21 protein-coding genes, 1 tRNA gene and 1 pseudogene are annotated in these 16,763 nt (G+C 49.1%); 5 read left to right on the top strand and 18 right to left on the bottom strand.

Annotated features, from left to right (window positions below; all coding sequences use genetic code 11):
* From ACLW56_RS07905 to ACLW56_RS07895, 3 genes and pseudogenes are all read right to left on the bottom strand, one after another.
* Positions 1–331 (bottom strand): annotated as a pseudogene (locus ACLW56_RS07905) (transposase); the annotation flags it as partial.
* Positions 332–411: 80 nt separating this feature from the next.
* Positions 412–873, bottom strand: a complete 462-nt coding sequence (locus ACLW56_RS07900; protein ID WP_330983237.1) for a hypothetical protein — start codon at positions 871–873, stop codon at positions 412–414.
* On the bottom strand, positions 870–1,058 hold the full coding sequence (locus ACLW56_RS07895; RefSeq protein WP_330983236.1) for a hypothetical protein: 189 nt from the start codon (positions 1,056–1,058) through the stop codon (positions 870–872). The genes ACLW56_RS07900 and ACLW56_RS07895 overlap by 4 nt, the downstream gene beginning before the upstream one ends.
* Positions 1,059–1,337: 279 nt before the next feature.
* Between ACLW56_RS07895 and ACLW56_RS07890 the strand changes: the two genes are divergently transcribed.
* Positions 1,338–1,820 (top strand): Hcp family type VI secretion system effector, encoded by a 483-nt coding sequence (locus tag ACLW56_RS07890; protein WP_330983244.1) that lies wholly within the window; start codon positions 1,338–1,340, stop codon positions 1,818–1,820.
* A complete protein-coding gene (locus tag ACLW56_RS07885; protein ID WP_330983235.1) occupies positions 1,817–2,296 on the top strand; it encodes a DUF2778 domain-containing protein in 480 nt (159 codons plus the stop codon). The genes ACLW56_RS07890 and ACLW56_RS07885 overlap by 4 nt, the downstream gene beginning before the upstream one ends.
* A gap of 393 nt (positions 2,297–2,689) precedes the next feature.
* Here ACLW56_RS07885 and ACLW56_RS07880 read toward each other — a convergent pair whose 3' ends face one another.
* The 8 genes from ACLW56_RS07880 to ACLW56_RS07845 form a co-directional block, all read right to left on the bottom strand.
* Positions 2,690–3,130: a single-stranded DNA-binding protein gene (locus ACLW56_RS07880; protein WP_330983234.1), complete on the bottom strand. Its 441-nt coding sequence runs from the start codon at positions 3,128–3,130 to the stop codon at positions 2,690–2,692.
* 22 nt (positions 3,131–3,152) lie between these two features.
* Complete coding sequence (locus tag ACLW56_RS07875) at positions 3,153–3,386, bottom strand: PerC family transcriptional regulator (RefSeq protein WP_330983233.1); 234 nt, start codon at positions 3,384–3,386, stop codon at positions 3,153–3,155.
* A 353-nt stretch (positions 3,387–3,739) separates the two neighbouring features.
* Positions 3,740–5,548, bottom strand: a complete 1,809-nt coding sequence (locus ACLW56_RS07870) for a DNA primase family protein (RefSeq protein WP_415377629.1) — start codon at positions 5,546–5,548, stop codon at positions 3,740–3,742.
* Positions 5,545–5,763, bottom strand: coding sequence for a DUF4222 domain-containing protein (locus ACLW56_RS07865; protein WP_415377628.1), 219 nt, complete (start codon positions 5,761–5,763; stop codon positions 5,545–5,547). The genes ACLW56_RS07870 and ACLW56_RS07865 overlap by 4 nt, the downstream gene beginning before the upstream one ends.
* Positions 5,764–5,767: 4 nt before the next feature.
* Complete coding sequence (locus tag ACLW56_RS07860; RefSeq protein WP_330983232.1) at positions 5,768–6,016, bottom strand: hypothetical protein; 249 nt, start codon at positions 6,014–6,016, stop codon at positions 5,768–5,770.
* Positions 6,009–6,308 carry a host cell division inhibitor Icd-like protein gene (locus ACLW56_RS07855; protein WP_330983231.1) on the bottom strand — a complete coding sequence of 100 codons (300 nt, stop codon included), beginning with the start codon at positions 6,306–6,308 and terminating at the stop codon, positions 6,009–6,011. Before ACLW56_RS07855 ends, ACLW56_RS07860 begins: the two co-directional genes overlap by 8 nt.
* The gene (locus ACLW56_RS07850; protein WP_330983230.1) at positions 6,301–6,732 is read right to left on the bottom strand and encodes a hypothetical protein; all 432 of its coding nucleotides are present in this window, start codon (positions 6,730–6,732) and stop codon (positions 6,301–6,303) included. Before ACLW56_RS07850 ends, ACLW56_RS07855 begins: the two co-directional genes overlap by 8 nt.
* Positions 6,725–6,931: a hypothetical protein gene (locus ACLW56_RS07845; RefSeq protein ID WP_330983229.1), complete on the bottom strand. Its 207-nt coding sequence runs from the start codon at positions 6,929–6,931 to the stop codon at positions 6,725–6,727. Before ACLW56_RS07845 ends, ACLW56_RS07850 begins: the two co-directional genes overlap by 8 nt.
* 204 nt (positions 6,932–7,135) lie before the next feature.
* On the opposite strand from ACLW56_RS07845, the gene ACLW56_RS07840 reads away from it, so the two are divergent.
* Complete coding sequence (locus ACLW56_RS07840) at positions 7,136–7,447, top strand: YlcI/YnfO family protein (protein WP_330983228.1); 312 nt, start codon at positions 7,136–7,138, stop codon at positions 7,445–7,447.
* Between the two features lie 134 nt (positions 7,448–7,581).
* On the opposite strand, the gene ACLW56_RS07835 is transcribed toward ACLW56_RS07840, so the two are convergent.
* From ACLW56_RS07835 to ACLW56_RS07820, 4 genes are all read right to left on the bottom strand, one after another.
* Entirely contained in the window at positions 7,582–7,782 is a 201-nt protein-coding gene (locus tag ACLW56_RS07835; protein WP_330983227.1) for an AlpA family transcriptional regulator, read from the bottom strand.
* Between the two features lie 152 nt (positions 7,783–7,934).
* Entirely contained in the window at positions 7,935–8,573 is a 639-nt protein-coding gene (locus ACLW56_RS07830; RefSeq protein ID WP_330983226.1) for a hypothetical protein, read from the bottom strand.
* A 79-nt stretch (positions 8,574–8,652) separates the two neighbouring features.
* Positions 8,653–9,825: a tyrosine-type recombinase/integrase gene (locus ACLW56_RS07825; protein WP_330983225.1), complete on the bottom strand. Its 1,173-nt coding sequence runs from the start codon at positions 9,823–9,825 to the stop codon at positions 8,653–8,655.
* Positions 9,826–9,989: 164 nt separating this feature from the next.
* Positions 9,990–10,066 (bottom strand) — tRNA-Arg (locus tag ACLW56_RS07820).
* 359 nt (positions 10,067–10,425) lie between these two features.
* Here ACLW56_RS07820 and ACLW56_RS07815 point away from each other — a divergent pair.
* On the top strand, positions 10,426–11,142 hold the full coding sequence (locus ACLW56_RS07815) for a hypothetical protein (RefSeq protein ID WP_330983224.1): 717 nt from the start codon (positions 10,426–10,428) through the stop codon (positions 11,140–11,142).
* Between the two features lie 887 nt (positions 11,143–12,029).
* Entirely contained in the window at positions 12,030–12,662 is a 633-nt protein-coding gene (gene fimZ, locus ACLW56_RS07810) for a fimbria biosynthesis transcriptional regulator FimZ (protein WP_330983223.1), read from the top strand.
* 42 nt (positions 12,663–12,704) lie between these two features.
* Here fimZ and sfmF read toward each other — a convergent pair whose 3' ends face one another.
* The 3 genes from sfmF to ACLW56_RS07795 are packed head-to-tail and all read right to left on the bottom strand — an operon-like array spanning position 12,705 to position 16,756.
* Positions 12,705–13,220, bottom strand: a complete 516-nt coding sequence (gene sfmF / locus ACLW56_RS07805) for a fimbria assembly protein (RefSeq protein WP_330983222.1) — start codon at positions 13,218–13,220, stop codon at positions 12,705–12,707.
* 10 nt (positions 13,221–13,230) lie between these two features.
* Entirely contained in the window at positions 13,231–14,223 is a 993-nt protein-coding gene (gene fimH / locus ACLW56_RS07800; RefSeq protein ID WP_415377631.1) for a type 1 fimbria D-mannose specific adhesin FimH, read from the bottom strand.
* A gap of 4 nt (positions 14,224–14,227) precedes the next feature.
* A complete protein-coding gene (locus ACLW56_RS07795; RefSeq protein WP_330983241.1) occupies positions 14,228–16,756 on the bottom strand; it encodes a fimbrial biogenesis usher protein in 2,529 nt (842 codons plus the stop codon).
* Between the last annotated feature and the right edge of the window lie 7 nt (positions 16,757–16,763).

Below are 16,763 nucleotides of genomic sequence, written 5' to 3'. Positions count from 1 at the left end.
TCAGCCTGATGTTTTTCGATAAAGACATACTTCATTTCAGGCGCTTCGCGAAGTATGTCGCGGCCTTTTGGAGAATGGCCAGCTCTTCATCTCGTTCGGCCAATTGGCGCTTGAGTCGGGCATTTTCGGTCGCGAGTTCCTGCTCACGTTCGCAAGCGGACAGGCTCTGCTGTTGCTTGCTGCGCCAGGCATAGAGCTGAGATTCATACAGGCCGAGTTCGCGCGCTGCTGCGGCCACGCCAATACGTTGAGCAAGCTTAAGCGCTTCGTCACGAAAGGCAGGCGAGTGTTGTTTACGGGGCTTGTTTTTCGTTGCTGATGGTTTAGTCATGAGTCACCTCTGGGTTAAGAGTTTACTCACTTAGTGCCGTGTCCACTATTGCTGGGTAAGATCACTATTGCTGGGTAAGATCACACAACCATGTCATACCGTGGAGAGTAGCGGCACAACAACGCCACCTCATCACCAGCGGACACACCTGGATTACGCAGACGAAAGTCAGCCAGTTCACATCCCGCAAGTTGATCAATAATTTGCTGAATAGTTTTTTCGGAGTTGGCCTGCGCCACTGCGATAAACTCCCGCTTTATTTCCTCGCGAAATGGTTCATACACACTGTGACAGGCGATGTTTACGACCGTCCATTCAATGTTATTCCAGCATGTACGCCGCGCAGCCACATCAGAGAAAAGCGGGGATAACTGAGCATACAAGGCTTCCTCTTCTGAGCTGGTTAAACCCGCCTCTTTAAGATGACTATCAAGTAAGCGCAAATGCGCCAGCGTCCGTGCCCTGGCTGAAACAGGTGCCCCCCAACAATCGGCGGCTATATTCGCCAGCTTTTGGCGTTCGGCAAAAACATTGCGGATCATGATTTTGCCCCTTTATTCTGTTCCTGCTGCAGCGCCTCCAGCCCCTTAGCCACCAGCGCCCGAGCGATGGAGTTAACAGACGGTGACACGCCCAGCGCGGAATTCACGCTTTGCTTCTGCTGAATCTTGCGTATTTCCTCCATCTGCTCACCGCTTAACAGTACTGGTTTATTGTTCGAAATCATGACATTGCTCCGTGTTGCTGTTTAAGAAATCAGCATTAATTATAGTTGCATTAAACGCAATGTTAATATCATTCATTGCAAAAAATGAAACATAAATACGAGCAATACATAAACCACAAAGAGCAGAGAAAAACGGCGAATTCATTCTCTGAAATAATGATTAATAAGGATTCATAGCGGGAAGGTATCGTCGTAACGTTGGTGAGTAAAATTTACATTTTGTAAAAAGGAGTCGCGCTATTTTTGTGCAGATATTTCAACAACAAGGAATGTAAAAAAATGGCAATACCGGCTTATTTATGGCTTAAAGACGACGGCGGCGCGGACATTAAAGGCTCTGTAGATGTGCAGAACCGGGAAGGAAGCATTGAGATTTTGGGGTTTAGCCACGGTCTGCACCTGCCGACAGATGGAAACACAGGGAAAATCACCGGCACACGGGTACATAGCGCCCTCACCTTTGAAAAAGAATTCGACTCATCGAGCCCCTACTTTTACAAGGCCACCGCCAAGGGGCAAACGCTCACCAGTGCTGAATTTAAGTGGTATCGCATCAACGATGCAGGGCAGGAAGTGGAATACTTCAACATGCTTCTTGAGAATGTGAAAGTGGTGTCTATCTGCCCGCATATGCACAATGTAAAAAACCCGGCCACCGAAAAGCACAACCACCTTGAAAGCGTATCCCTTCGCTATGAGCGCATCACCTGGAAATACTGTGATGGTAACGTGCAGTTTTCTGACGCGTGGAATGAAAGATGATTCGCTGTACATTTCATCTGAATGGCGGGCAGCTCTCTAACCTTAGCTGCCCGGGCATTGGCTTTTTTCCTGCCTACTCAGGCAAGGAGGGATCAACAAGAAATAATCCAGATGATATTGCCGTGCCGAGTGTAGGCCCATTACCACCAGGAAAGTATTATATTGTCAGTCGCCCCACAGGAGGACTAAGGACGATGGTTCAGGACTGGGCAGCCAGTGAATACACAGGGTCCGATCGTTCCGTCTGGTTTGCGCTATACCGGGAAGATAGCAACATAGACGACTGGACATTCATCAACAATGTTGAGCGGGGGCATTTCAGGCTTCATCCGGCGGGTTATATGGGCATCAGTGAAGGGTGTATTACGTTACCCAGCAAGGCGCATTTTTCAGTATTGCGAAACGCCCTATTGAATACACCCGCAATACAGGTTACATCGATGCTCACCGCTTATGGCACTGTGCAGGTTTACTGATGAAAGCAATTTACTTTGCCCTTATGTGGGCCGCGTCGTTCGCGGTGTATGCGGTTGTTCTTATCTTGATGTACGCGTTTGTTCCTCAGGGAGCATTGCTTACGTTATACAGTCGCTTTGCCGGGCCGGTTCCGGGTGCTGAATGGGATAGCATCATAAGTAACATAATCATTATGGGAAGTGCGGCAATCACGTTTTGCATTGTGTGGATCATCGCATATTTCGTTCTAAGACAACGCCAGTGAAGCCGCAGGCGTACTGATGATTCCAGAGGTTGAGACATTCCAATTCTTAATCGATATGGATTCATTGCCTTATTCAAGATTTAAAATCATTACAGGAAATCTGATTGTTAACAGACTAAAAAACCCGCTTCGCTGGCGGGTTTATCTATCAAAATGGCGGTTCGTCGTCATCAATAGCGCCCCCAGCTGGTGGTGATGCTGTTGGAGCCTGCGCCGGTGGCTTGCTTGATTGATCTGCCTTTCCTGCGCTTCTCTTATTGCCAGCGCCTGGCCTTACTGTTTTTGCACTCACTACACTGTCAGCCACCAGCGAATAACCGCTTTGCACCTCGCCCCCCTGCCCCGTCCACTGGCGAACCTGCAACGGGCCAGACACGCTGATCACGTCGCCTTTGTTGTGTGCTGCCAGCGCATCTGCCTGCTTACCAAATGCTGTAACACCAAGCCACATCACCGCAGAACCATCTTCAGCCTCACGACATGGAAGAGATACAGCCATACGCGTAAATGCCATATTGCTACCATTGCTGGTGGCCTTTGTCTGAACATCTGCGGCAATTCTGCCGTATGCGGCGATCTGCGCTGTCATTCTGCATACTCCATCTTTTCTTTTAGACCTGCTGCCGCCATGCGGTTGCAATGATTACGGCGAAATGCTGCCGCCTCTTTATTTTATCATTCTCTTCACTATCCATAACCGCCAGCCAGCGAACCGCGGCCCGTCGCCATAATCCGCGCTTTTCAAGACTAATGGCGATTTCATCAAACAGAAGTGAATCTGGTTTTTTCGTTTTCTGATCTGCTGTTGTTCTGTTATCCGGTAATGCTGAATGCTCTTTTTTCATCTCGATAAAACCTCAAAAACGTAAGCACCTTGTTTTTATTGAAAATTCTGTGTTTTCTATAATAAAAAAATAAAACTTACCCTCTTAACTGTCTACCGTGTCTACCATTCAAATAAACTATTTACTTTCAATATCTTGCAAGGTAGATACCCGGTAGACACCCCGTATAAAAGTCTCTACCGCGTGTCTACCAATTGGACAAAAAACAAACTTCGAAAAGTAGACACGGTAGACACTTAACCGCTTACTGTCTACCAAGTGTCTACCATTACAACTCATTGAAATTACTAATCTATATCCTAATTATTTTATCTGGTAGACACGGTAGACACTTTTACTATTAAAGAAATTTTTTATATCTCTTCTTCTGGTTTAATTCCTGTTGCTGCGGGGAGCCATGTTTCTGCATTTTCGGTTAATAAAACGTTTGAGACGGTTCGCCCCTTATCCGGCCCTTTGGTACATTGCTTGCGCCTGTACTCCTTGCCATATTCAGCCATTGATCCAGGCATATCAGAACCAAAGCGAGTCAGTGATACGGGCTTACCCAGCCCATGAGCTGACATATAAGCAAGGTAGGAGTGGTACAGATATCGGCGCGGACTAAAGGGGATCATTTCAGCGTTTCCGACAATCATTCCTTCACACTCAACCAGCGACATGAGATAGCCGCAGAAATCGATAAGCGAATCACCTTCGCGCTTTATGGCTAAAGCTTCCTCTGATTTGCGCTGTTCGTTTAAGAGCTGCCGTGCGGCGTTCTGGTCGATAAATCGCGAAAGTAAGTGGCGAATTATCACCGGCAATTCTGCCTCTATTTTTTCCACCAGTAATGAATCGCGCCGCTCTTCGCTCACAACCTCTGAAAAGTTGAATATTACGCGACGGCGCGATATGCCCCCGCTACGGTCGCTAAATGTCATGGCGTTATTGTTTACCGCCAGAACAACTGCCGGAATGCGTACTGAGTATGGCGCTTTGTGCTTTGGGTCTATTGATACCCTGTCACCACCTGTAATGGCTTTAATCCCGGCACCGTCACCGGCATAGCGTGTCATATCCGGCAAAATCACCAGAGAGTAACCCACAATCAATGCCCGCTCCCTCGGGTTCTCCAGTGCTGCCATGCTGGCGGAAACAGTGTTCCCCTTCCCGGCAAGCATGGTGCATATTTCCGACATAACGCTTTTACCGCTTCCCCCTGGCCCCGTTACCTCAAGGAATAACTGCCAGTCATACCGGTTAGCCAGAACCATAAAAAGCGCCGCCAGTAAACGCGCTGTTTTGTTGCTGTCCTTTCCTGTGGAATGCTGCAGCCAGCGCCAAAAATTAGGCGCGTGAGTCTCCAGTAACTCACCCTCAGCAGCCTGACAATATTCAACGTTACTCGCTATAAGTAGCCAATCATCTTTATCATGAGTCCGGAAAGCTCCAGCGCGGCTATCAAATACGCCATTACTAAAGCCTATCAGGTGGCGCGACGTCGCACCCATTTGTGGCAATCCAAGCTTCATGGCCTCAACTGCGTTTTTTACACTCGCCGGTGAATAAGCAATCTCAGCTTCAGTAAACAAACGCGCCATAGTCCGCTGTAAATCTTTGTCCGGCATTGGCGACCATATAACGCCGTTATAGAAGTGAACCGTGTCAGAGTCGCTATCTATCGCCAGTTCATTACCGTAATGCGCTGCCAGAACGTCACCGCGCTGGCTTGCCCCCATTTGATTCAGTGCGGGTGTAATGCTCCTGGATTGCTCCGCATTCACCACAGGAAGGCGAGCAGCCTCTTTAGCAGGCCAAAGGCGATTAATACGCTTAACATCTGTCAAAACCTCCTGTAGCTCGCCAGAGGCTATATGCATGGATATGAGTTCCTGCCGCTTCTGCTTTGCCCGTTCAGGCTTTTTCGCATCCTGATAGCCCTGAGTAACGAACCATTCCGGCGTTACGTCACCCCCAAGCACAATCCCTGCCATACACTCAGCCAGGTTCGCCAGATGGTCAGAGGCATGGCGACGGACTGCCGCCGCCACTTCTCCGGCTTCAGGTGGCTTGCCACGTTGCACCCATTGATAAACGCAGGAAAAGAGCGCATCAGACCAGCCAGGCAAATTCCCCGCCGCTTTCTTTGCTGGTTTATCCGTTGGTTTTTTCGTGGTCACGCTGCGGCCTCCGTTGCTGGTTTAAATTCGCGGAAAAGCCGATCTACAGCGCAAACACAATCGCGCTGATAGCCGTCACGAACATACGAAACACAATTCCCGGTATTCTGAATAATTGTTATTTTTGACCCGCTGTTATCCATCCAGCGGGAGCCAATCCTGATTTCAGGTTGAGCGCGGCCCCCGGATAAGTTCCGGTTTAACTTTTTTGTCATGGTTTTAGTCCTCTGCTATTACCCGTTCAAGCTGGGAAATAACCTCTGAAACACTGGAAAGTAATAGCCCAAGCCGTATGGCTTCGCGTTCGCTATGTGGGCCGCAGGTATCAAGCCACAGGGCGATAACCTCCCGCGCTTCTTTGGCGCTGCCGATGGCGTTAGCGGCATTATCACGCAAGGCGAAGAGATGAGCTCCGGTGGCTGTCACATCCACAAGCGGTGCGGCGGTTAATTGGCTGGTATTACGCATAATTAGCCCCCCTCACCTCTGCAAACGTTGCGGCGGCATCAGTGGCGATAACTGACCAGAGGCAAGGGTTATCACCTTCTGCACTTGCCCAATGTTCATTGATGGCGCAGTCTTTCAGCGGACTGTTGCTGTTAATTTTTGCGGCAAAGGTCAAATGCCAGGAGCCGGTAAGCATGTTGCGGGCTTCCTCTTCCGTGTCTGCCTCGATGCGCAGAACGGTAGGCAATTCATCCGGGCTGGCGTAACTGGCCAGAAACAGCCAGGTGAATAACGGGCGATGGTTTTCAAACATTCCCGGCCCCCTGAAAGCGTGGTTGTTTCAGATTGCCTGCCAGCAGGTAAACGAGATCATGCAGTAAGCCATTAGCGCTGCGTCGTGTATCACCGTCAGTTACGCAACTGAGCTGGATATTTACCATTGCCAGCGCGTAATCAAGCAATATATCCGAGTCACTCCAGATATCAGGCACGAGGGGTAATGACAAAGCATCAGCGGCGGCATTCTCAATTAGCTGTGGCGGTAAATCCTGTTCACATAGTTTACGAACAATGCCAAGCGCGTATAACAGGCGACCACACAGCGCGATTTCATCCGTAAAGCTATCAACCTCCACCAGCTCGTATGCCACTTCATTGCAAAAATCCAGAACCTCAAATAAATTCATCGTCGTGGATAATGGGGTAAGCATGATGGAGGAAACAGAATCGTTATTCATGGCAAGCCCCCGCATACTCAACATATTCCACACCAGCCGCATCAAGAGCCTGTTTGAAGCTGAGCATCATTTCGCAGCGCTCGTGATAAAGAGCCAGTACAAAGGGATCGAGAGCGGCCTCCATTTCTGCGGAATAATATTTTACATGCGGTAAAACTACTTTTTCGGGGTTGTTTTGGGTACAATTTTCACCAGCCATAATTTTTACCTTACGTTTAAATTGCGGTTAGAGGCCCCGTTAGTGTTCGTGCACTTCGGGGCTTCGTCGTTTCTGAGTACCTACTGTGTTTCACCTACAAACAACATGTGTTTCACATTAACCTTGAGTGAAACACAGGTCAACTCTTTTTTGTGTTTCATCTTTGTGTATACTGATACACACCACACAAAGAGAGTTACGCAAATGGCCTCGACCAACAAAAACGCAAAATCACAACTTTTCACAGTCAGAGTGCCTCATGAGGTTGTCTCTGATATGGAGTCATCAAAAAAAGAAGGTGAATCCAGCGCTGGTTTTATAGTTACAGCCATGCAAGGAGAAATAGCCCGCCGCCAGCTCAGGCAGAACGGAGAAGATAAGCTCTTAACCAATCTCAATGGCGCTCTTGAAGCACTGGAGCGTATCGAGGAGATCGGCACGCAAGCCGGTGAACAACTCCGGGAACTGGTAGGCGTTGCGCAGAGTGAAGCCCAGCAGCTCAAAGGCGGAAAATAACCCCGGCCCCGTTCTGGCAGGTAATACCAAATGGCGTGGTTATCGGCTGCGCCCTTTTCTTTTGTGCGGGTTCTGGCCTTAAAATGATTACGCATTTCCGCTCCCCGTTATCAGACAACAACTCTCCAGGCCTGTTATGAATTCTTATGCTGATCACGCTTTGCAATGAGCTGGTTAACCCACTCATCAATCTCACTTTCAACAAAGGCAATGGATCTTTCACCGAGCTTAACCGCTGCCGGAAAGCGCTTCTGGCTAATCAGGCGATAAATCCAGGCTTTGCTATAGCCGGTGCGACGTAGAACTTCTGGAAGTCGGATAAAGGTAGGGTGCATTTTGAATGGCTCCTGAGGTTGATTACCGTCTACAGGAGTAATTATTAGTTATTTTTTTAAAATTCATGTAATTTAATAACGGGTTAAAATGCAATAACCGGTTTTCTTTTTTCAACCGGTTATTGCACAATAAATGGCAAGTTCAAAGTTTATTAATTGTGTTCTTTTTGAATCTTCAACACCCACTCCCGAATGCTTGAGAAAGAAGGGTTATCAGTATGTCTTTTTGAAAGTTCGCCAAATACATGATTAGCTATTTCCGATGGTGTTCCGTGCGTTCTGGTCATCCTGTCTCTTGCGATCTGTAAGGCTTCAGCTTTTCGGTGATGCTCAGGCCTCCCGCCAGTTTTTCCAATTTTAACTGGAGCCATCATTGTTTCATCTGCAAGAGTGTAGGGATACATTGCAATACGGAACAATGAATATGCGTCGTCGTAGTTGTCAGAAATAATAAGAAGAATTATATGTTTAATTAGAGGGTTAAACATTTTTTTGGAAATTGTAAGGTTATCGCAAAATTCTGAACACGCCTCGCTTATATATTTGTTGATTTTTTCATCTCCGCCTTCACCCGAGAGAATTGAAAGGAATATTTCGTTCCATTCTTCCTCTTCGTCAAATCCAATCCCCATTTCTACTTTCGTTGCTAAATCCATGAAAATTGCATATGCACTTTCATTAAAGTAATGGTCCTCTGAGCGCTTATCATCTGAATCTCGATGTGTAGCTAAAACTTTAATAGTTTTCGCATAATCATCACCATCTAAAAATTCGCGAGATACTTCAAACATAGTAATCACCTTATAAAATTAAAAAATAATAAAGCATCCTTATCATTTGAATATCCTCAAGAAAATATTTAGTACATTATTACACTATCTTATCCATGTAGTCAGCATACCACTGGAGCATCTCCCGACGACCATCAAGGTACTGAGCATGGTTGTAAGTGCCGCGTATGCTATTTTTGTCGACGTGTGCAAGCTGCGTTTCTATCCACGCAGTGTTATAGCCCTTTTCGTGAAGAATGGTACTCATCGTGTGGCGGAATCCGTGCCCGGTTGCCTGACCATCATAGCCAATACGCTTAATCACCTGATTAATACTCGCTTCGCTCATGGGCTTACCTGCATTATTCCGACCAGGAAAAACAAATTTCCCGCGACCAGTAAACTGATAAATTTCCTCCAGCAGCTCCTTTATCTGGCTGGTGACAGGTACGAGATGCGGCCTACGCATTTTCATTCGCTCTGCCGGAATGTTCCAGACACCTTTATCAAAATCAATGTCGACCCATTCAGAAGCACGCAGCTCAATAGTTCTCAACCCGGTCAGCATGAGCAGACGGGTCGCATTGCGGGTAACAATGCTGCCGCTGTAATCATTCAGTGCGCGGAGAAACTCCGGGAGCTGTTCTGCGTTGAGGTGGGGGAAATGCTTTTGTTTGGGCGCTTTAAGCGCACTGGCAAGATCAACAACGGGATTAACTTCAGCCCTTCCGGTGATAACAGCATAAGTGAAAATCTGGCGGCAGGCCTGCCGGGTCTTCTTGAGCTTATCCAGAACTCCGCGCTGCTCCATTTTACGTAGCACGGATAGCATTTCAGCGGGCTTGATGTCAGTAATTGCTCTTGCACCAATGAACGGGAATACATCTTTCTTCAGGTACTCCCAGATATCGGCCGCATAGCCTTCCGACCAGTTGGGCCGCTTGTGCTCGTGCCACTCCTGAGCGAGTCGCTCAAAACTGTTAGATACAGCCATAAGTTTAGCTAGCTTATCTGCCTGCTTTGCCTGCCCCGGATCACCACCAGCAGCCAGTATCCGCTTTGCGTCCTCACGCTTTCCCCTGGCCTCTGCGAGAGTAACAGCAGGATAAACGCCGAATACGACACGCTTCTCCTTCCCGCCAAAGCGGTACTTCATACGCCAACTTTTGGTTCCGTTAGGGAAAACTTCAAGGTACATGCCCCCACCGTCTGACAGTTTGTAGGCTTTATCTTTGGGCTTTGCAGCTTTGATTTCTGTGGCGGTCAGCTTCATATGGGGGCATCGACTTTATTGAACCTGAGAATGCCCCCAATAATGCCCCCATTTCTATGTAGATTACAATAGACGCGAGTAGACATTGATAGACGTGAATCTAGCTATAAGCCTTGGTATTACTGGATTTTGTGGACTTTGATAGACGATGGTAGATGTCGAAATGGCACGCCCTACAGGATTCGAACCTGTGACCTACGGCTTAGAAGGCCGTTGCTCTATCCAGCTGAGCTAAGGGCGCACGGAGTAGAAACTTCGTGGTTGGAACGCGTGGAATTATACGGTCAACGCCTGTTGAGTCAATGGCTTTTCCCCGGAAACGTTGTTTACCCGGATATCAGCTTAAATAGCCCTCATTTACCGCTCACTCCATCACCAGACGTTCGTTATTCCGGCTTTGGTATACGAAATATCCCAGCACCGTTTAAGCAACGCCTGGTACCTTCATTTTTGGGCTCTGACAACAATAGAGAGCCACCGCTTATCTCGGCAGTATCAGGATTTGTAAGGCTAAAAACGGCCATGAGAAATAGCGTTTTCCTGAGTAACCGATAATGAGTTAAAGAAGATAAACATGGATTGACGGTAAGAGAGGGAACGATGAGCATCATACTGCGCAGAGAAAGACGACGGAGAAATTTCACCTCCATTCAGAACCACGCCCGATCGCTTCCTCATTTTGCGTTGGTTGAACGCCACGATTTGCTGAGCCACCATGGGCGAGCCAATGAAAACCGCATTCTGGTCACCTGCGATTATTTCCTCGCTCTCGGTATTCACCACAGCCCGGCTCCGCTGTGTTATTGCGCTATTTATGACAATCTCGACGAGGCGTTGAACACAGTGTGTGGCACACAGTCACTGAACCTGATTATCGATATTGAGGGCTGGCCCATACCGACGCTGGTTATCCTTAATCATCTACTCGAACTGCATAAACGGCACCCAAGCCTTGAGATCTCACTGATCACGCCCGAAAAAAACTTTTCCTATCGCCGTTTTTTGCAAGCCGCGTGCCTGTGCCGCTTAATTGACAAGCATCTGGAACTAAAACAACTCCGCGACGCCTTGCAGTATCGCCGCCTTCCCCTTCCCGCCCCTCACCGCCTGTTTAAATCCAAAGAATGGAGCGTGTTGTTATTAATGGCCCGAGGATTATCTTTGTGCGAGATAGCACACCATCAACAGCGCCCCTATCACCGAATTACCTACCGGGTAAATTGCATCATCAGCCTGTTGCGGCTGGAGAAGCGTCAGCAGCTACTCAACCTTTTACAGAAAATCAGTGCGATCCCCCCTGACTATACCTCGGAATAACTTGTTGAAGCCGCGTATTTTTTAGGAAATTACTTAAAATCAGGTAAGTAAAACATGATTCATTAACCAAAAAATAACAATTATAATTTATCTTAAATTAATCTCGTTAATGAAACGAACAACCACCCTGGGCGAATTGTTCAATATTTACCACTATTTAGTAAGATTTTTACACGAATAACAGGTGATTTATTCGAGTAAAATGTGAGCGTACTGGCAAACTATGGAGCCTGGAGTTTGCAACAACCGGAGATCCTGCTGCACTGCAGCAGTGCGTGTTGCAGTCGATATGACATGTCGTTATTTAAGCATAACTATTTATCTTAAAAGCTTTTTTAGCAGCCTCTCTCCAATAGGTGAAAAAATAACATTTGGAAATAAAATTAACACTATAACAACATCCAGTGCGTTGTGTTGTTTTTTCAGACCAGTAAGCCATAAACATCGATAAAACAAAAATAAGCAGAAAATATCGCCAAAAGCGAAATATTACCCGAGATCATTCAGAACATCCTAATTAGTAAAGGCATTTATCCGTTTCTCAGGCTTTTTCAAATAACGTTAAAGGGTATAATCATCAGCATTAAGATAAATAACAAAACTCACCACGACGTCTCCCCCGCAGATAATAGTTGATGGTAATTTCGTGACCACAAAAAACAAGGAAGCTCTCATCACACTCATTGGAAAATACATCAGCATCAGGATGTTCTGATTACCCCACCGTCACTTACATTGCTGTTCTGCCAGATAAAAACTGACGTTAGCGGCTCCCATGAGCCATTTTTCGCTATATCAGACGCCTGGTTACATTGTTATTATCCTGCACTGGCGAACTGCCCGTTCGGGGAACAGCAGAACCGAAAACATAATCTGAGGAATAGAAAATGAAACCGGCCGCCGTAATTATTATGGACGAACAGCCCATCGTCAGAATGTCAATAGAAGTCTTGCTGAACAAAAACAGCGACATCCGGGTTGTGTTAACGTCAGGGGATGGAAGAGAAGTACTTGATTACATAAGAAAATCAGAAGTCGACCTGATTATCGTCGACATTGAACTGCCGGGAACAGACGGGTTCTCACTGTTAAAGCGCATTAATGATATTCGCCCAACGACGAAGGTCTTGTTTTTATCATCAAAGTCGGAAAACTATTATGCTGGCCGGGCACTTCGTGCTGGGGCGAATGGATTTGTGAGTAAACGCAAGGATTATAATGATATTTATAAAGCGGTGGAAATGCTTCTGGATGGCTATTCGTTTTTCCCATCGGACACAATAAATTTGTTGAGCCAGCATGCCACACGTCGCAATGAACAAGTGGAACTGCCTTTATCTAATCGCGAGGTGACCGTAATGCGCCATCTGGTTAATGGGTTAACAAATAAAGAAATTGCTGACCAGTTATTATTGAGCAACAAGACCATAAGCGCACATAAATCCAATATTTTCTCTAAGCTTGGGGTTCATTCTATCGTAGAATTGATTGACTATGCCCGCTCGCACGAGCTGCTCTGAAAAGCGTCCCCATGCCCGAAAAATACAGGGAATGGGGCGTATTTAATAATAATTAATGGCGAAGGTAGCGTCTGCGTCTGCGCTACCCGCCTGAGGGTTTTCGGCGGTAGCGATATAGTTGGCAAAAAACTGCAAGGTCGCATTTCCTTGCGCATCCACGACCACTTCGCGGCTGGACTGTTGCAGAGGCAAACGCCGCCGGTCGCTGTCACGAATTTCAACAGCAACACGACTGGCGGTACTGCTCGCATTTAAGCCGAGCAACGAAGGGTCGCTGTCATCGGCCTTACCCGCAAACGTAATCGAAGCGGCGCCCGGAGGACAACCGGTCAGGCTCAAGGTAAAGGGTGTTAAAGAGGTCGTGCTCCCGGTCTGGCGTAATTGCTTTGACGCCCAACGCCCTAGTTCAACCGATTTATCGCTGTCGCTTCCTTCTGCTACACAGGTGTAATCAACCACATTTCCGGTCAGCTCAATGTTGATTTCGCCCAGTGGCGTATCAGCCCAAACCGTACTGCTGATGCCCACGCCTAACACAATCCATCCCAGTTTTTTCATCGTCCGCTCCTTAGTCATAATCCACACGCAGGTAGCCACGAGCCGTAAATTTCCCCTCTTCCGGTTTATTGCCGGTCACGCTGACGGGCCAGGCACGGATGCCCACCTGTGCCTGCGCACTGCCATCCAGACGGAAAGGGATCTTGCTGTTGATGTTATTCGGCGTGAGAGGATTACCGCTGCTGTCAGCAACGATAAACCCGAGGTCAGGGTTGTCCGACACCATCGCATTGCCCTGGGATTTCTCCGCTTCGACACGCAGGGTGAGATAGGCCTGCGACTCCACGTTCGTGCATTTTATGCCAATGGTTTTCTGCTGAACCGGCACATTTGCCGGGCGATTGCCCGCCCCTGCATCGCTGAATAGCGAGGCTCTGATATCCCCGAAATCAAACTGCACCATCGTGCCCGCGTTGATTTCACAGGTCTGCGGCACGTTGATGGTGCCGCTGTAGCTGATGGTGTAGACCGGCGTGGTCAGCGGATCGCCGCTGTTGGTCGTCACATAGACCGTAAACATCGTCTGTTTCGGGATAACCACCATATTGATAAAGCGACGGGTCACCTTCAGGCGGAAAATCAATTTAGAGTCATCCACCGGAAAGGGTTGTTGCTTCGGCACGTTAGGGTGTGAGCCCATCTGAATGTAGTTCTCTGGAGGATAAAAAGTCCCCGCCGCGCTATCCGTTATCTGCATCGCGCCATCAAGATAGTCATTCAGTTTCAAATACTTGAAATTGTTCTCGGTGCTCACCACCGGGAAGCTGGTCACGTAACTGCGTTTGGTGGTGGTGCCTGTGGTGCCCGCCGGACACACAGCGTTAACGCCAATCCAGCCTGATTTCTGGCTAAGCGTCACGGTTTGCCCAACCTGGTTGTTGGCACTGGTAAAGGTATCCGTCAGATCGTAAAACACATCCGTCGGCACCCCATTCTGGTTACGACACACCGTTGCCCATGTGGACGTGCTCACCAACGTGATGGCCAACAGAGACAGGGGCATAATTTTAGTGATCACAGCGAACCTCCGTGAGTGTGATCGCCTGTTGCAGGCTCTTTTCGGGGAGAGAATACGGTGCGCGACATTGTGCATTTGCCCCTTCGCCCCACTGAATCAACAGCTCACCGCTCAGCGGTAAACCACTCAGGTAGATTTGTCCGTCATCCCCCACCATGCTGGTGACGCCGCTGGCGGTTTCACGCACGATGGCGCCAAAAGGAACGGGCTGAGCACCGCGACGCACCGTTATCAATGCGCGCACGCCGATGCGGGTATCGAATGCAGCGCGCACCACTGCGCCTTCCGTCGGCACCACGCTGCTGACGTTGTTTTCCACGTCGGTGCTGTTGCTCATGGTGTTGGTGTCCAGCGCGATACGGTTGTAGCGATAAACCGTGGCATAAGGCATGACCGCGTAGCCGCGCCAGTCGGTTTTCACCCCGGTCTGGTTTTCGATGCGAACACCGTCAGCGCCAGGCGCTTTGATCAGCACGTTGGTGTCGCCCAGCGGCTGGCTGAAGGTGATGCCGTCGGCGTGCGCCAGAATGCCGCCCGAAGCCTGCCAGTTCAGCGAGTGCTGATCCCTGTCGTAGTTGTACGCGCCGCTTAACGTGCCGTAGGTCGCCTGCCAGTTGGCACTGACGCTGCCGGTGTAACCACGATCGTTGGCGTTGCCCTGCGTCACGCTGTAGCTCAGGTTGTTCCCCTCAAGCAATGTGCCGCTGATACCACTTTGCCAGCTGCTATCACCGTCGCTGTTGCGACTAGCCGAAACGGTGGCATAGGCACGATCGACCGCCGTGCGCCAGCGCTTGCTTCCACCGCTATTGAAGATGCTGAAAGGAACAGAGAGATTAAAGGAAGCGATACGATCGGTGCCTTCGATCCCCACTGATTGGTTCCAGGACATGGACAACGAATAACTGATCCCGCGCCAGCCCGCTGAATAGCCGAATTGATACCAGGTCGTGCTCTCATCGGAGCCCCAGTAGGTTTGCTCACTGCCAGACAGATACAGAGAACCGTAATCCCCCAGCGATTGTGAAATGTTGGCCTGGAAACGGCCTTTCTTATTTTGCGTCAGGTTGTGGTAGCTAATGACATCCGGCACGCCATCCCGGTCGCTGTCGTCATTCCCATACTGATAGCCACTCATGTTTTTCCACGTGGTGTCATCAAGGGTGAAGAAGCCTTTTGTCGAGTAGCGATAACCCAGTAGCTGGAAGTTGGTGCCGAAGGTATTCAGCGATTTCGCGTACAGGAAGCGCAGCGACTGCCCATCGTGCGAGGAATCATCCACGAGGACGCTGTGCGCATGGGTGATATCGAATGAGACGGCCCCCCAGTCGCCGAGGTTTTTACCCACCCCAACGGCGAAGGCCCGATAATTTTCAGCAAGCTGCGTACCGCCATACACGGTCACACCTGCGTTTAATCCGGTTATCAGCGTGCCTTGCGCGAAGAATGGCGTGTCCTGCTGATCGTTACCCGAGCGGAAATCACCCATCACCAAATCGTATTTCCAGCGCCCTTCACGTTGCAGTAATGGCACGGAGGAATAAGGCACAGTGTAGCGCTGCTGGCTGCCATCTTTTTCATCGACGGTCACTTCAAGGTCACCGCTTGAAGAGGTTGGGTTCAGGTCGCTGATAGCAAACGCGCCGCTCTGCACATAGCTTTGATAAACCACGTAGCCGTTCTGACGAATGGTCACTTTCGCTGGGGTGCGGGCAATACCACGCACTGTCGGCGCGAAGCCCTGCATACTGTCGGGGTACATGCTGTCGGACGAGTAAAGACGTGCGCCGCGAAATCCCACACTGTCGAACACATCGCTGCCGCTGTTGCTGTCACCCAGCACCAGTTCGCTTTTCCATGGAATGATTGAACGCTGCGCCCAGGTGGCAACATTTTGCCACTGATTCTGTTTCTGATTATTGTTGTTGGAATAGCTCCAGGTGCCGTTATTGCGTAAGCGCCACGGACCGTAGTTCAGCCCGCTCGTCAGGTTTAAAAAGTAGCTGTCATCATTGCTGCCGCGGTTACCGCTAAAACTGTAGTTAGCCAGCAGCGCCGGGATACCTTCATCCCACTCTTCCGGCGGAATGTAGCCGCGTGCGCTGTTGAACATCGCCACCTGCGGCAAGCTGATGCTGAGCTTCAGAGCCGCAAAATCAAAACTTGTCTCAGCCCCAGGAATGGTTTTTTCCAGCGCGACACATTCTCCCTTTTCGACTTTCGCCAGTTCAGGAAACGCCGCCGTGTTGACGCCCAGGCGTCGTAACAATTCCGGGGTGAGACAAGGTGCCAGCCCGCCAGCGGCAGGTTGGGTATTTTCGGCCGCAACAAAGCGTAAATCCTGTGAGCCCATAAATTCGTCGTTACGCGAAATATCGACACGGTAGACGCCAGCGGGCTGCTGATGGCCTTTTTCAAAGCGCGATAAATCCGCCACGCCCGCGGCATCATCAGACAGGAATGAAGGGTTAAAGTAACTTTCGGCGCAAACGCCAGACGTTAATCCTGCACCCGACATCGTCAGC

This window comes from Pantoea sp. sgz302252, assembly GCF_047713085.1.
Taxonomy (GTDB): Bacteria; Pseudomonadota; Gammaproteobacteria; order Enterobacterales; family Enterobacteriaceae; genus Scandinavium.
This window is presented reverse-complemented; position numbering and strand designations above follow the sequence as displayed.

What these genes read in the sequence shown, in the direction of transcription:
- ACLW56_RS07885 (WP_330983235.1), top strand. Translation starts at nt 1,817, where the DNA reads ATGATTCGCTGTACATTTCATCTGAATGGCGGGCAGCTCTCTAACCTT.
- ACLW56_RS07840 (WP_330983228.1), top strand. Translation starts at nt 7,136, where the DNA reads ATGGCCTCGACCAACAAAAACGCAAAATCACAACTTTTCACAGTCAGA.
- ACLW56_RS07875 (WP_330983233.1), bottom strand. Translation starts at nt 3,386, where the DNA reads ATGAAAAAAGAGCATTCAGCATTACCGGATAACAGAACAACAGCAGAT.
- ACLW56_RS07835 (WP_330983227.1), bottom strand. Translation starts at nt 7,782, where the DNA reads ATGCACCCTACCTTTATCCGACTTCCAGAAGTTCTACGTCGCACCGGC.
- ACLW56_RS07880 (WP_330983234.1), bottom strand. Translation starts at nt 3,130, where the DNA reads ATGACAGCGCAGATCGCCGCATACGGCAGAATTGCCGCAGATGTTCAG.
- ACLW56_RS07865 (WP_415377628.1), bottom strand. Translation starts at nt 5,763, where the DNA reads ATGACAAAAAAGTTAAACCGGAACTTATCCGGGGGCCGCGCTCAACCT.
- ACLW56_RS07900 (WP_330983237.1), bottom strand. Translation starts at nt 873, where the DNA reads ATGATCCGCAATGTTTTTGCCGAACGCCAAAAGCTGGCGAATATAGCC.
- ACLW56_RS07895 (WP_330983236.1), bottom strand. Translation starts at nt 1,058, where the DNA reads ATGATTTCGAACAATAAACCAGTACTGTTAAGCGGTGAGCAGATGGAG.
- sfmF (WP_330983222.1), bottom strand. Translation starts at nt 13,220, where the DNA reads ATGAAAAAACTGGGATGGATTGTGTTAGGCGTGGGCATCAGCAGTACG.
- fimZ (WP_330983223.1), top strand. Translation starts at nt 12,030, where the DNA reads ATGAAACCGGCCGCCGTAATTATTATGGACGAACAGCCCATCGTCAGA.
- ACLW56_RS07890 (WP_330983244.1), top strand. Translation starts at nt 1,338, where the DNA reads ATGGCAATACCGGCTTATTTATGGCTTAAAGACGACGGCGGCGCGGAC.
- ACLW56_RS07795 (WP_330983241.1), bottom strand. Translation starts at nt 16,756, where the DNA reads ATGTCGGGTGCAGGATTAACGTCTGGCGTTTGCGCCGAAAGTTACTTT.
- ACLW56_RS07850 (WP_330983230.1), bottom strand. Translation starts at nt 6,732, where the DNA reads ATGAATAACGATTCTGTTTCCTCCATCATGCTTACCCCATTATCCACG.
- ACLW56_RS07830 (WP_330983226.1), bottom strand. Translation starts at nt 8,573, where the DNA reads ATGTTTGAAGTATCTCGCGAATTTTTAGATGGTGATGATTATGCGAAA.
- ACLW56_RS07825 (WP_330983225.1), bottom strand. Translation starts at nt 9,825, where the DNA reads ATGAAGCTGACCGCCACAGAAATCAAAGCTGCAAAGCCCAAAGATAAA.
- fimH (WP_415377631.1), bottom strand. Translation starts at nt 14,223, where the DNA reads ATGCCCCTGTCTCTGTTGGCCATCACGTTGGTGAGCACGTCCACATGG.
- ACLW56_RS07860 (WP_330983232.1), bottom strand. Translation starts at nt 6,016, where the DNA reads ATGCGTAATACCAGCCAATTAACCGCCGCACCGCTTGTGGATGTGACA.
- ACLW56_RS07855 (WP_330983231.1), bottom strand. Translation starts at nt 6,308, where the DNA reads ATGTTTGAAAACCATCGCCCGTTATTCACCTGGCTGTTTCTGGCCAGT.
- ACLW56_RS07815 (WP_330983224.1), top strand. Translation starts at nt 10,426, where the DNA reads ATGAGCATCATACTGCGCAGAGAAAGACGACGGAGAAATTTCACCTCC.
- ACLW56_RS07845 (WP_330983229.1), bottom strand. Translation starts at nt 6,931, where the DNA reads ATGGCTGGTGAAAATTGTACCCAAAACAACCCCGAAAAAGTAGTTTTA.